Origin of the sequence: Thioclava sp. UBA3469 (genome assembly GCF_002378135.1) — a bacterium.
Classification (GTDB): Bacteria; Pseudomonadota; Alphaproteobacteria; order Rhodobacterales; family Rhodobacteraceae; genus Thioclava; species Thioclava sediminum.
Window position 1 is genome coordinate 1 of record NZ_DFRG01000055.1, and the last position, 12,035, is coordinate 12,035.

Consider the following 12,035-nt stretch of genomic DNA (forward strand, 5'->3'; position numbering starts at 1 on the left):
GCCCTCCTGCTCGATCGGGTTCTGCGTAGCGAGAACGTGGAAGGGCGGTCCAAGCGGGCGATGCTCGCCCGCGATGGTGACCTCACGCTCCTGCATCGCCTGCAGCAGCGCGGATTGGGTCCGGGGCGAGGCGCGGTTGATCTCGTCGGCCATCAGCAGCTGGCAGAAGACCGGACCTTCGAGGAAGCGGAACGCGCGGCTTCCGTCGGGCGCGGTTTCCAGAACTTCGGAGCCCAGAATATCGGCGGGCATCAGGTCGGGCGTGAACTGGATCCGATTCGAACCCAGCCCCATCACGGTCGACAGCGTCTCGACCAGAAGCGTCTTGCCCAAGCCCGGCAGGCCCACCAGAAGCGCGTGCCCGCCGGAGAGCATCGCGGCCAGAACCAGCTCCACGACCTGATCCTGCCCGATGAAACGCCGGTCGATCGACGCGCGCGCCTGTGCGAGCTTGCCGCCAAGTCGTTCGATATCTTCCATCAGCTTTTCGGGCTCGGCCATGACATTCTCCCCGTTGATGCCTATCTTTCCCAGCAAAGCAGATATCCACGCTCCGACCAACGGCCAAATTTACATGACGGATCACAAACAGACAGTTTCGACCCCTTCCCCGACGGCAGACGGGCTTGCCGATGCCGCCAAGAAAGCCAGCAAAAAGGGCCCGCCGCCCGTGCATTTGTGGGATCCGCCCTTCTGTGGCGATCTCGATATGGAGATCCGCCGGGACGGGACATGGTTCTATCTTGGCACGCCCATCGGCCGCGAGGCGCTGGTGCGACTGTTTTCATCGATTCTGAAACTCGAGGACGGGAAATACTATCTCGTCACCCCGGTCGAGAAGGTCGGTATCCGGGTCGAGGACGCGCCTTTCATCGCCGTCGATTTCACAACCGAGGGCGAAGGCGACGACCAGTCGATTCGCTTCACGACCAATGTGGGCGACGTGGTTCTGGCCGATGCGGAGCACGCGATCCGGGTGGAGCATAGCGAAGATGGCGAGCCCCGTCCCTACCTGCATGTGCGCCGTGGGCTGGAGGCTTTGATCGACCGCAAGAGCTTCTACCGGCTCGTCGATCTCGCCGTGACGCGCGAGCATGAGGGCGAGGCGTGGACCGGCGTGATCTCGGCGGGCAGCTTCTTCCCGATCCTGCGTGCCGCGGAGCTGTAACGTGCCGAAATTCGCCGCGAACCTGACCTTCCTGTTCACCGAACTGCCCTTCATGGAGCGGTTCAAAGCGGCGAAACAGGCCGGGTTCGATGCGGTCGAGGTGCTGTTTCCCTACGACGCCTCCGCGCAGGAGATGCGGCACGAGTTGATCCGCCACGACCTGAGCTTCGTGCTGATGAACGTGCCGCCGCCGAATTATACGGGCGGCGATCGAGGCTTTGCCGCCGTGCCGGGGCTGGAAGACCGCTTCCGCCGCGATTTCGACCGCGCGATGCGCTTCGCCGACATCCTGAAGCCGCGTGTCATCCATATCATGGCGGGCAAGGCCGAGGGCACGGCGGCCCGTGCGACCTATATCGCGAACCTGAAATGGGCAGCGGCGCGCGCACCGAAACGGCGCCTGACGATCGAACCGATCAACCCGACCGACATGCCGGGCTATTTCCTGAACGGTTTCGATCTCGCGGCGGATATCCTCGATGCGGTCGCCGCCCCGAACCTGCATCTGCAATTCGACGCGTATCACGCGCAGATGCTGACTGGCGATGTGGCGGGAGCTTGGGCGAAGCATGGTCGCCGTGCGGCCCATGTGCAATTTGCCGATGCCCCGGGGCGCGGCGGCCCCGGTTCGGGAAAGATCGATCTGGAAGGCTTCTTCGCGACGCTCGATGCCGACGGTTACGAGGGCTATGCCTCAGCGGAATACACCCCGCAGGCGGAGACGCGCGAAACGCTGGGCTGGCTTCCGCGCTAGCTCAATGCGCCGGATGGCCCGCGTGGGCATGATCTGCGTGGCCATGATCTGAGTGATCGTGATCTTCGTGGTCGTCATGGTCCGCGTGATCGGCACAGCCCAGGCTCGCGCTTTCCGGCTCCAGCGTCGCGTGGTGGATGCCGAACTGATGCGCCAGCATATCCTTGGCCCGCGCGATGACCGTGGCGTAATCCCGCCCCTCGTCCAGCACCAGATGCGCCTCGACGGAGACGCGCTTCTCGTCGATCTGCCACAGGTGGACGTGGTGGACGCTCGCGACCCCCTCGACATCGCCCAGCGCGCCCTGCACTTCCGTGCAATCCTTCTCGGGCGGCGCGCCCAGCATCAGGATGCGCAGCACCGGTTTCAGATCGGTCGCGACATGCCACAGGATGAAGATCGAGATGCCAATGGTCAGGATCGGGTCGACCAGCCGCCAATCGTAGAGCAGAATCACAATACCGCCGACGATCACCGCGACCGAGGCCCCGGCATCGGCGAGGTTGTGCAGGAAGGCCGCGCGGATGTTCAGGCTGTGCTTGGAAAGCGCATAGGTCAGCGCGGCCGTCGCCAGATCGATGATCAGCGCCAGCGTCGCAAGCCAGACCACGATCCAGCCATCGACCTGCGGCGGGTGGATCATGCGACCCACGGCCTCGACGACCAGCCAGACCGAAATCAGGATCAGCGCGATGTAATTGACGAAAGCCGCGATGACCTCGGCGCGCGACCAGCCGAAGCTCATCGCCGCATCCGCCCCGCGCTTGGCCAGTTTGCGCGCCCCGAAGGCCAGCACCAGCGCCGCCGCGTCGGAGAAGTTATGCACCCCGTCCGCGATCAGCGCCATCGAGCCCGCGATCGCCCCGCCGAAAACCTGCGCAAAGGTAAGCACGACATTGACGACCACCGCCCAGAGCACACGGTTGTCACTGGCATCGTCCAGATTGTGGTGGTGGTGATGATCGTGGGGCATGGGCGCTCTTCTCGGTTCTCGGCGCCTGAGGCGCGGTTGGGACGCTCCGCGGGGGATATTTGGACCAAGCCGAAAGCAAGGCGCGCGTTTCGGCTTGGCGCAAATATCCCCGCCGGAGGCATGCGCAGTCTCAACATTGCCGGGCGGCAGGGTCAATGCGGGACGGTGTCTCTGCGCGAATGAACACACAGGTTTGTGCGTTGCGTGCTCACGTCCAATCACCAAAATGCGAGCGACTGACTTTCCGGCCCAAGGAGGAGACCCGATGATCCCCGCCCGCTACGCGCATTTCATTTTCAGCCTGATCCTGTCGGGGATCATGTCGTTTCTGGTCTCGGGTATCGCGACCTACCGCGCGACGGGGATGGTGGAAGACTTCACGGCGCTGTGGGTGGCAAGCTGGGTGTCCAGCTGGATGCTCTCCTACCCGTCGGTGCTGATCGTCGCGCCGTTTGCACGGCGCGTGACCAATCTGTTGGTGCGTCAGCCCGCGGCTCAGTGAGCGGCGGCCCAGCTATCGCCCTGCCCCGCATCGACGACCAGCGGCACCGAGAGTTTCATCACAGGTTCCGCCGCGCCTTCCATCGTGGCACGGGCGGTCTTGATCAGGTCGTCGATCGCAGCCTCCTCGACCTCGAAAATCAATTCGTCATGCACCTGTAGCAGCATCCGCGCGGGGATGCCTTCGATCGCCTCGGGCATCCGCACCATCGCGCGGCGGATGATATCGGCCGCTGCCCCCTGGATCGGCGCGTTGATCGCGGCGCGCTTGGCGAAGCCCGCCGACGGTCCCTTCGCGCCGATATCGGGCGTGTGGATTTTGCGCCCGAACAGGGTCTGGACGAATTTGTGCTCTTTGGCGAAGGCCACGGTGTCGTCCATGTATTTGCGGATACCGGGGAAACGCTCGAAATAGCGGTCGATGAAGCCCTGCGCCTCGGCCCGCGGGATGCGCAGGTTGCGCGCGAGACCGAAGCCCGAAATCCCGTAGATCACCCCGAAATTGATCGCTTTCGCCTGGCGGCGGATTTCGGGCGTCATCTGATCCAGCGGCACGTCGAACATCTCCGACGCGGTGGCTGCGTGAATGTCCAGGCCGTCCTTGAAGGCTTCGCGCATCTCGGGAAGGTCCGCGACATGGGCGAGAATGCGCAACTCGATCTGGCTATAGTCGAGCGAGACGATCTTGCAGCCGTCGCGCGCGACAAACGCCTCGCGGATGCGACGGCCTTCCTCGGAGCGCACGGGGATGTTCTGCAGGTTCGGATCGGTCGAAGCCAGACGCCCGGTATTCGCGCCCGCGATGGAATAGGAAGTGTGAACGCGGCCCGTATCCGGGTTCACATGGGTTTGCAGCGCATCCGTATAGGTCGATTTCAGTTTCGAGATCTGCCGCCAGTCGAGCACCCGTGCCGCCAGCTTCGCAGCCTGCGGGTTGGTGTCTTCCATCGTCGTCACGTCTTCGAGCACGTCCGCCCCGGTGCCATAGGCTCCGGTCTTGCCCTTCTTGCCGCCCTCGACGCCCATCGTGTCGAACAGGATCTCGCCCAGCTGTTTCGGCGAGCCGACATTGAAGGGCTGGCCCGCGATCTCGGCGATCTCGTCTTCGAGCTGCGCCATCTTTTGTGCGAAGGCATTGGACATGCGCGAGAGCACCGAGGCGTCGACCTTCACGCCGGCCATTTCCATATCGGCGAGCACCGGGACCATCGGGCGCTCCAGCGTCTCGTAGACGGTGGTGACCTGTTCGCGATGGAGGCGCGGCTTGAACTGCTGCCAGAGGCGCAGCGTGATATCGGCATCCTCGGCGGCGTAGCGGGTGGCCTTGTCGATCTCGACCTTGTCGAAGGTGATCTGACTCTTGCCAGAGCCGATCAACTCCTTGATCGGGATCGGCTGGTGATTGAGGTAGCGATCCGAGAGCGCATCCATCCCATGGCCATGCAGCCCCGAGAACATCGCGTAGGACATCAGCATCGTGTCGTCGATGGGCGCAACGCGGATGCCGTGGCGGGCGAAGATCTTGAAGTCGTACTTCATGTTCTGGCCGATCTTGAGGATCGCGGAATCCTCGAGCACGGGCTTGAGCAGCGCGAGCGCCTCTTTGAGGTCCATCTGCCCCTCGGCGCGCTCGGCTCCGCCGAACAGATCGCCTTCGCCTTTGCTATGGCCGAGCGGCAGATAAGCCGCCTTCCCCGCCTCGATGGCAAGCGACACGCCGACCAGTTCGGCCTGCATCTCGTTGAGCGAGGTCGTCTCGGTATCGACCGCAACCCAGCCTTTCGCGCGGGCCTCATCGAGCCATTGCGTCAGCGTCTCGGCGTCGCGGATGCAGACATAGCTGTCAGGATCGAAGGGCGGCTGTTCGACCTCGGGCGCCGCGTTGTCATGGGTCGCCGGCACGTCAGAGACCTCGGGCGCGGCCGGCGGCTCGGCACCGAATTTCTCGGCCACGCGGCGGGTCAGCGTGCGGAATTCCATCTCGTTGAGGAAGCCCATCAGCGTGTCCACATCGGGCTCGCGGATTTCCAGATCGTCGAGCGTGAATTCGATGGGCGTCTGATCGTCGAGCGTCACCAGCTGTTTCGAGAGGCGAATCTGGTCGGCCTTATCGATCAGCGTCTCGCGGCGCTTGGGTTGCTTGATCTCGGAGGCGCGCTCCAGCAGCGTGTCCAGATCGCCATATTCGTTGATGAGAAGCGCTGCGGTCTTCACGCCGATCCCGGGCGCGCCAGGAATGTTGTCGACCGAATCGCCCGCCAGCGCCTGCACGTCGATCACGCGCTCGGGGCCGACGCCGAACTTGGCCTCGACCTCCTCGACGCCGATGGCGCGGTTCTTCATCGCGTCGAACATCTCGACCCCGCCGCCGACGAGCTGCATCAGGTCCTTGTCCGAGGAGATGATCGTCACGCGGCCGCCCGCCTCGCGGCCCTGACGGGCCAGCGTCGCGATGATGTCGTCGGCCTCGTAGCCCGCCAGTTCCTCGCAGGCGATGTTGAAGGCCTTGGTCGCGTCGCGGGTCAGCGGGATCTGCGGGCGCAGCTCCTCGGGCATCTCGTCGCGATTGGCCTTGTATTGATCGTAGAGGTCGTTGCGGAAGGTGTGGCTGCCCTTGTCGAAAATCACCGCCGCATGGGTCGGCGCGTCCGAGCCCTTGGCGTCTTCGATGTACTTCCAAAGCATATTGCAAAAGCCCGCGACCGCCCCGATCGGCAGCCCGTCGGACTTGCGCGTGAGCGGCGGCAGCGCGTGATAGGCGCGGAAAATGAAGGCCGAACCGTCGATAAGATGCAGGTGACAGCCTTTGCCGAATGCCATTGCGAGAGCCCTCCTTCGCGCGTTGGCCCCGGTTGTGCCACAGGGGGGTGCGGAGGGGAAGAGGATCGGGGATGCTGGAAGCGGAGCTCCAAGGGATCAAAGCGCCCACCCGAGGCTCGGGCGCGTCCCTCATAGCGAAGCGCCCTCTTGCCAGAACCCCTGAAATCCCCCATCTCAAGCGGCAACCGCAAAGGATCGAACCGATGGATTATTCCAAAATGGGTGGCGCAAGGCCGCCGAAGAACACGCCCAAACATGCCGAGCACAACGCCTATGGCAGTGACAAGACGCCGTACGGGAAGAAAGACCCGAAGGCTGCGCTGCTCGAACGGATGAAGGCGGCGGCGAAGAAGGATAAGTGAGGCGCGGAAGGCAGACCGGTGCCTAGAGCTGATCTTCCAGCGCCGCGGCCCCGGCCATCATCTGCGCCGAGACTAAGCTGAACAACTCGGCCCAGTCGGCGGCCAGTTCGGGCGTCCAGTGATCGCCCAGCTTGGCCGCGAGGCCTGCGATCACCGCCTCTGACAGCCACGTGTAATAGTCCGGCTCGGCGCCGAACAGCACATGCATCTGGCCGAGGCCGGGCAGTTCCAGCTCCTGCTCTTCGGGTGGATCGAGCGTGGAGAGGATCACCTCCATCATCGCGGCATATTTCAGCTGCTGCCCGCCTTCGCTGTTGGGCAACACCTGATCAAGCTCGGGATGGGCCGCGAAGAGCCGCGCGAAGGCGTCGCGAAACAGCGACGGATCCTCGAAATCGAGACGCGCCGCGCTGGCTTTCACCCGCGCCGCACGCTCTGCTGGCAAAAGTGGTTCAGTGATCGTCATGCGCGTGATCGCGATCGATCACATATTTCTTGTCGCAATAGCCGCATTCGACGAAACCGGTGTCACGCGGGATCGACAGCCAGACGCGCGGATGACCCAACGCCCCCTCGCCGCCATCGCAGGCGACCTTCCAGGTGGTGACGACCTCGGTCTCGGGTGCCTCGGGGGCATTAGGCGAATGGGTGGCAGTCATGGATGCTCCGTCTATATAAGGCACGAAAACCGCGCCCTGAATTTGGGCTTCATTCTAGCAATCGCGAAAGGCGGGGCAAGTTGGAACAGCAGGCAATCGAAGTTACCGGGCTGCGCAAGACCTATGCAGGCGGCAAGAAGCAGGAACCGAAGGAAGCGTTGAAGGGGCTCGACCTGTCGATCCCCGAAGGCTCGATCTTCGGGCTGCTGGGGCCGAACGGGGCGGGCAAGTCGACGCTGATCAATATTCTTGCGGGTCTGGTGAAGAAAACCGACGGGCGCGTCGTGATCTGGGGTTTCGATCAGGACGTGAACCCGCGCCAGTCGCGCGCCGCGATCGGGGTGATGCCGCAGGAATTGAACATGGACCCGTTCTTCACGCCGCGCGCGGCGCTGGAGATGCAGGCAGGCCTCTACGGCGTCCCGAAATCCGAGCGCTGGACCGATGAGATTCTCGAACTGGTCGGCCTTTCGGACAAGGCCGAGGCCTATGCGCGCAACCTCTCGGGCGGGATGAAGCGGCGGCTTCTGCTGGCCAAAGCGCTGGTGCATCGCCCGCAGATCCTCGTGCTGGACGAGCCGACCGCAGGCGTCGATATCGAGCTGCGCGCGATGCTTTGGCGCAATGTCCGCAAGCTCAACGAGCAGGGCATGACGATCATTCTGACCACGCACTACCTCGAGGAAGCCGAGGAAATGTGCGACGAGATCGCGATCATCAACAACGGCGAACTGATCGTGCGCGACACCACGCCGAACCTTCTCAAGCGAATGGACCGCAAGGCGCTGGTGGTGGAGCCGCGCAACGAAGTCACGAAAGAGATTCGGCTTCCCGAAGGCGTCACGCTCGAGACCCGCCCGGGCGGGCAGATGGCGTTTTCCTACTCGCGCGAGCAGACCTCGGCGGAGGATATTCTCGATGCGCTGCGCGCAGCCGATGTCGAAATTCGCGACATCGCGAGCGAACAGCCGGGCCTCGAGGAAGTCTTCGTCTCGCTGACCTCGAACCGTTAAAGCCCGTGGCTGCGCTCGTAGGCGTTGGGCGCGGGCGGCGCCCAGCCTTCGGGCGCTGATTTCGGACGGTAGATTTCGACGCCCAGCGGGTAGCAGGCCGCCGTGTCCGAGCTGTGTTCGGACGAGCAATCCCCGCCCGGACAGGCGGAGAGCACGCCCAGCAGATCGGTCTCTGCGAAGAATTCGAGATAATCGCCGGGCCGCACCGGGCTCGCCTTCATGAAATACTGCCCGGTGTCGCAGGTGAAACCGGTGCACATGAAGACGTTGAGCACGTCATGCACCAGCGCCTCCGCCTCGCGCAGCGGCAGATCGCGGGCCTCGGCCAGCGCGCGGGTCAGGTTCGAATGGCAGCAATGGTGATATTGGCCGCCATCTGACAGCAGGCAATGCGTGTAAGGATCGCAGCGCGTCCCGATCACGTCATGGACCGAGCCGCCGAATGCGTCGATGCCGTACCAGTCGAGCGTATCCTCGGTGATCGTCGCCAGCGGGCGCATCGTCGGAAAGCCCGACCACATCCGGTCGCCGCGGCTCAGATGCGTGCCATATAGCGCGCGCGTCTTGCCCGAATAGAACCGCTCGGACAGGTCCGCAGAGAACAGGTTCAGATCGCCCACCTGCGGCCCCTCGACCGAAGTGATGCGGAAGAAATGGCCGGCGGGCACGTCGAAAGCCAGCGCCTCGCGCGGGGGCACGCGCAGATCGGCGATCTTCTCCCAGCCCTCACGCGCGGCGCGATAGGCGGACAGATCCGGCGCGGGCAGCGCGTCGGTCGGGTAACAGATCACCGGCGCGATATCGCGGCGGGCTTCGGCGTCTTCGGGTGCGGCGTGCTCGGGCGTCGGATGCATGGGGCTCCCTCCTTGTCGCGGCCACTCTGCCCTGCCCCGACCAAGAGCGAAAGGCGCAAAGAAAAACCCCGACCGAAGCCGGGGCAGTCACGACAGAACTATTCGGGAGGTCACCGCTCAAGCCGCGGTGTAATACTCGTACATCAGCTCGACCGCTTCGAGACCGTCGGTATTTTCGGTCTTCGCAGTCGGGATGAATACGGGCGTGGACTTCTCAGGGGTGTAGTAAGCCAGATGCTCTTCGGCCACCTGGATCGGTTGCGCCCCTTTGGGGAATTTGACGATGTCGACCATGGAACTCTCTCCAGTCACGTTTCGAGTTCCTCCCTGCCACCCGATTTAGGGATTTTTCCGCGGATTCAAACCCAAAATGCTGCATGCGCGATATGCATTTGCCGCAACGCAGCAAAAAGGGCGGCTCGTGCCGCCCCTTCCACAAATCGTTGAGGGTGAACCATAGGATCACCCCAAAATATGCATTGGATCAGACGACCCGGTTGACCTGCATCCGCTTGATCTCGGCGATCGCTTTCGCCGGGTTCAGACCTTTCGGGCAGGTCTTGGTGCAGTTCATGATCGTGTGGCAACGATAGAGCTTGAAGGGGTCTTCGAGCTGATCGAGACGCTCAGCCGTCGCTTCGTCGCGGCTATCGATGATCCAGCGATAGGCGTGCAGCAGCGCTGCCGGGCCGAGATACTTGTCGCCGTTCCACCAGTAGCTCGGGCACGAAGTCGAGCAGGAGGCGCACATGACGCACTCATACAGACCGTCGAGCTTCTTGCGGTCCTCGATCGACTGACGCCATTCCTTCTCGGGACGGTTCGTCTTGGTCTCGAGCCACGGCATGATCGACGCGTGCTGCGCGTAGAACATGGTCAGGTCGGGGATAAGGTCTTTCACCACCGGCATGTGCGGCAGCGGGTAGATCTTCACGTCGCCCTTGACCTCGTCGAGGCCGTAGATACAGGCCAGCGTGTTGATCCCGTCGATGTTCATCGCGCAGGAGCCACAGATGCCTTCGCGGCAGGAGCGGCGGAAGGTCAGCGTCGGGTCGATCTCGTTCTTGATCTTCAAGAGCGCGTCGAGAACCATCGGCCCGCACTTATCCATATCAATGAAATAAGTGTCGAGACGCGGGTTCTCCCCGGTATCCGGGTCCCAGCGATAGATCTGGAACTTGCGGATATTCTTGCCATCCGGCTTCGGCCAGGTCTTGCCGACGCGGATCTTGGAATTCTTCGGAAGCGTGAACTGAACCATGGTTGGTCCCCTTTCCGTCAGTACGAATAGAGCGGCCGCGTGGGCATTCGGCCGGATTTTCTGAAAACGCAGGAGTCGTAGGCCGCAGAAGGATCGCCCTGCACATAGGCCCCGACATTGAGCTCGACCTTCATGTTCGAGCGGAAGCCGTCATTGGTTACCCCCATGCCCGCCTCGCCCGAGATGGGCGGTTTGGGTGCGAACTGGGCGTAGCATTGGCGCTCTGCCTGCTCGACCGGAATAGGGCCGCAGGCGGCAAGGCCAAGCCCTGCCGCGAGAAGCCCATATGCCGGTGCGTGACGCATCAGTAGACCCGCTTCTTCGGCGCGATCTTCTTGATCTCGATCCCGCCCTGATCCTCGGGGGTCAGCGGGTCCATGTGGACCGGGCGGAAGGTCAGATCGACATTCGCGCCTTCCACATGCATGATCGAGTGCTTGCGCCATTCGGTGTCGTCGCGATCGGGATAGTCCTCGTGGGCGTGCGCCCCGCGGCTTTCCTTGCGCGCCTCGGCCCCGACGATGGTCGCCAGCGCGTTCGGCATCAGGTTCTCGAGTTCCAGCGTTTCCATCAGGTCCGAGTTCCAGATCAGCGAGCGGTCGGTGACCTTGAGATCGTCGAGCTTGGCGGCGACCGCCTTCATCTTCTCGACACCCTCGGCCAGCGTCTTGTCGGTGCGGAACACCGCCGCATCCGCCTGCATCGTGCGCTGCATCTCGTCGCGCAGCTCGGCAGTCGGCGTGCCGCCATCGGCGTAGCGCACCTTGTCGAAGCGCTCGAAGATCGCATCGATCTTGGCTTTCGGGATCACCGGGTTGGACGCATCCGCGTCGACGACCTTGCCAGCGCGGATCGCAGCGGCACGGCCGAAGACCACGAGGTCGATCAGCGAGTTGGAGCCCAGACGGTTCGCACCGTGCACAGACGCCGAGCCCGCCTCGCCCACGGCCATCAGGCCGGGCACGATCGCATCGGGGTCGCCCTCTTTCGGGTTGATGACCTCGCCGTGGTAGTTCGTCGGAATGCCGCCCATGTTGTAGTGAACGGTCGGCAGAACCGGGATCGGCTCTTTCGTGACGTCGACACCGGCGAAGATTTTCGCCGATTCCGAGATGCCCGGCAGACGCTCGGCCAGGGCTTCCGGCGGAAGGTGGCTGAGGTTCAGGAAGATGTGGTCCTTGTGCTCGCCCACACCGCGGCCTTCGCGGATCTCCATCGTCATGCAGCGAGACACCACGTCGCGCGACGCCAGATCCTTATAGGTCGGCGCGTAACGCTCCATGAAGCGCTCGCCTTCGGAGTTGGTCAGGTAACCACCCTCGCCGCGTGCGCCCTCGGTGATCAGGCAGCCCGAACCGTAGATGCCGGTCGGGTGGAACTGCACGAATTCCATGTCCTGCAGTGCGAGACCGGCCCGCGCGACCATGCCGCCACCGTCGCCGGTGCAGGTATGGGCCGAGGTGGCCGAGAAATAGGCGCGGCCGTAACCGCCGGTCGCCAGCACAACCATCTTCGCGTTGAAGACGTGCATCGTGCCGTCGTCGAGCTTCCAGCAGACGACGCCCTGACACTGCCCGTCATCGGACATGATCAGGTCGATTGCGAAATATTCGATGTAGAACTCCGCGTTGTTCTTCAGCGACTGACCGTAGAGCGTGTGCAGGATCGCG

General features: G+C 63.4%; 15 protein-coding genes. 5 read left to right on the forward strand and 10 right to left on the reverse strand.

What is annotated here, in order from left to right:
* Nucleotides 1-501: AAA family ATPase (locus tag B3D39_RS04010; protein WP_286789406.1), on the reverse strand; the 501-nt coding region annotated here is incomplete at its 3' end.
* Between the two features lie 73 nt (nt 502-574).
* On the opposite strand from B3D39_RS04010, the gene B3D39_RS04015 reads away from it, so the two are divergent.
* Complete coding sequence (locus tag B3D39_RS04015; RefSeq protein WP_152842996.1) at nt 575-1,168, forward strand: DUF1285 domain-containing protein; 594 nt, start codon at nt 575-577, stop codon at nt 1,166-1,168.
* A 1-nt stretch (nt 1,169) separates the two neighbouring features.
* Nucleotides 1,170-1,922, forward strand: coding sequence for a hydroxypyruvate isomerase family protein (locus tag B3D39_RS04020; RefSeq protein ID WP_274961892.1), 753 nt, complete (start codon nt 1,170-1,172; stop codon nt 1,920-1,922).
* Between the two features lies 1 nt (nt 1,923).
* Here the strand turns inward: B3D39_RS04020 and B3D39_RS04025 are convergent, their stop codons facing one another.
* Nucleotides 1,924-2,895, reverse strand: coding sequence for a cation diffusion facilitator family transporter (locus tag B3D39_RS04025; RefSeq protein WP_274961893.1), 972 nt, complete (start codon nt 2,893-2,895; stop codon nt 1,924-1,926).
* A 265-nt stretch (nt 2,896-3,160) separates the two neighbouring features.
* Here B3D39_RS04025 and B3D39_RS04030 point away from each other — a divergent pair, with 265 nt between their 5' ends.
* Nucleotides 3,161-3,397 carry a DUF2798 domain-containing protein gene (locus tag B3D39_RS04030; RefSeq protein ID WP_078519707.1) on the forward strand — a complete coding sequence of 79 codons (237 nt, stop codon included), beginning with the start codon at nt 3,161-3,163 and terminating at the stop codon, nt 3,395-3,397.
* Here B3D39_RS04030 and polA read toward each other — a convergent pair.
* Nucleotides 3,391-6,216, reverse strand: coding sequence for a DNA polymerase I (polA, locus tag B3D39_RS04035; protein ID WP_274961894.1), 2,826 nt, complete (start codon nt 6,214-6,216; stop codon nt 3,391-3,393). The genes B3D39_RS04030 and polA overlap by 7 nt on opposite strands.
* A 71-nt stretch (nt 6,217-6,287) precedes the next feature.
* On the opposite strand from polA, the gene B3D39_RS04040 reads away from it, so the two are divergent.
* Nucleotides 6,288-6,578 carry a hypothetical protein gene (locus B3D39_RS04040; RefSeq protein WP_146681489.1) on the forward strand — a complete coding sequence of 97 codons (291 nt, stop codon included), beginning with the start codon at nt 6,288-6,290 and terminating at the stop codon, nt 6,576-6,578.
* A 22-nt stretch (nt 6,579-6,600) separates the two neighbouring features.
* Here B3D39_RS04040 and B3D39_RS04045 read toward each other — a convergent pair whose 3' ends face one another.
* Together B3D39_RS04045 and B3D39_RS04050 are read right to left on the reverse strand one after the other, a co-directional pair.
* Nucleotides 6,601-7,044, reverse strand: a complete 444-nt coding sequence (locus B3D39_RS04045; RefSeq protein ID WP_274961895.1) for a globin domain-containing protein — start codon at nt 7,042-7,044, stop codon at nt 6,601-6,603.
* A complete protein-coding gene (locus tag B3D39_RS04050; RefSeq protein WP_078519710.1) occupies nt 7,031-7,237 on the reverse strand; it encodes a zinc-finger domain-containing protein in 207 nt (68 codons plus the stop codon). Before B3D39_RS04050 ends, B3D39_RS04045 begins: the two co-directional genes overlap by 14 nt.
* An 80-nt stretch (nt 7,238-7,317) precedes the next feature.
* On the opposite strand from B3D39_RS04050, the gene B3D39_RS04055 reads away from it, so the two are divergent.
* The gene (locus B3D39_RS04055; RefSeq protein WP_274961896.1) at nt 7,318-8,250 is read left to right on the forward strand and encodes an ABC transporter ATP-binding protein; all 933 of its coding nucleotides are present in this window, start codon (nt 7,318-7,320) and stop codon (nt 8,248-8,250) included.
* Here the strand turns inward: B3D39_RS04055 and B3D39_RS04060 are convergent.
* The 5 genes from B3D39_RS04060 to B3D39_RS04080 all read right to left on the reverse strand — a co-directional run.
* Complete coding sequence (locus B3D39_RS04060) at nt 8,247-9,104, reverse strand: urea carboxylase-associated family protein (protein ID WP_274961897.1); 858 nt, start codon at nt 9,102-9,104, stop codon at nt 8,247-8,249. The two genes, B3D39_RS04055 and B3D39_RS04060, sit on opposite strands and share 4 nt — an antisense overlap.
* Nucleotides 9,105-9,221: 117 nt before the next feature.
* Nucleotides 9,222-9,398: a hypothetical protein gene (locus B3D39_RS04065; protein ID WP_158522076.1), complete on the reverse strand. Its 177-nt coding sequence runs from the start codon at nt 9,396-9,398 to the stop codon at nt 9,222-9,224.
* Between the two features lie 190 nt (nt 9,399-9,588).
* Nucleotides 9,589-10,365, reverse strand: coding sequence for a succinate dehydrogenase iron-sulfur subunit (locus tag B3D39_RS04070; RefSeq protein WP_078539771.1), 777 nt, complete (start codon nt 10,363-10,365; stop codon nt 9,589-9,591).
* 17 nt (nt 10,366-10,382) lie between these two features.
* The gene (locus B3D39_RS04075) at nt 10,383-10,670 is read right to left on the reverse strand and encodes a hypothetical protein (RefSeq protein WP_078569498.1); all 288 of its coding nucleotides are present in this window, start codon (nt 10,668-10,670) and stop codon (nt 10,383-10,385) included.
* Nucleotides 10,670-12,035: FAD-binding protein (locus B3D39_RS04080; protein ID WP_286789407.1), on the reverse strand; the 1,366-nt coding region annotated here is incomplete at its 5' end. The genes B3D39_RS04080 and B3D39_RS04075, both read right to left, overlap by 1 nt.

Bases quoted from the DNA above. Each gene is read 5' to 3' on its own strand.
- B3D39_RS04015 (WP_152842996.1), top strand. From the start codon at position 575: ATGACGGATCACAAACAGACAGTTTCGACCCCTTCCCCGACGGCAGAC.
- B3D39_RS04025 (WP_274961893.1), bottom strand. From the start codon at position 2,895: ATGCCCCACGATCATCACCACCACCACAATCTGGACGATGCCAGTGAC.
- B3D39_RS04030 (WP_078519707.1), top strand. From the start codon at position 3,161: ATGATCCCCGCCCGCTACGCGCATTTCATTTTCAGCCTGATCCTGTCG.
- polA (WP_274961894.1), bottom strand. From the start codon at position 6,216: ATGGCATTCGGCAAAGGCTGTCACCTGCATCTTATCGACGGTTCGGCC.
- B3D39_RS04040 (WP_146681489.1), top strand. From the start codon at position 6,288: ATGCTGGAAGCGGAGCTCCAAGGGATCAAAGCGCCCACCCGAGGCTCG.
- B3D39_RS04045 (WP_274961895.1), bottom strand. From the start codon at position 7,044: ATGACGATCACTGAACCACTTTTGCCAGCAGAGCGTGCGGCGCGGGTG.
- B3D39_RS04050 (WP_078519710.1), bottom strand. From the start codon at position 7,237: ATGACTGCCACCCATTCGCCTAATGCCCCCGAGGCACCCGAGACCGAG.
- B3D39_RS04060 (WP_274961897.1), bottom strand. From the start codon at position 9,104: ATGCATCCGACGCCCGAGCACGCCGCACCCGAAGACGCCGAAGCCCGC.
- B3D39_RS04065 (WP_158522076.1), bottom strand. From the start codon at position 9,398: ATGGTCGACATCGTCAAATTCCCCAAAGGGGCGCAACCGATCCAGGTG.
- B3D39_RS04070 (WP_078539771.1), bottom strand. From the start codon at position 10,365: ATGGTTCAGTTCACGCTTCCGAAGAATTCCAAGATCCGCGTCGGCAAG.
- B3D39_RS04075 (WP_078569498.1), bottom strand. From the start codon at position 10,670: ATGCGTCACGCACCGGCATATGGGCTTCTCGCGGCAGGGCTTGGCCTT.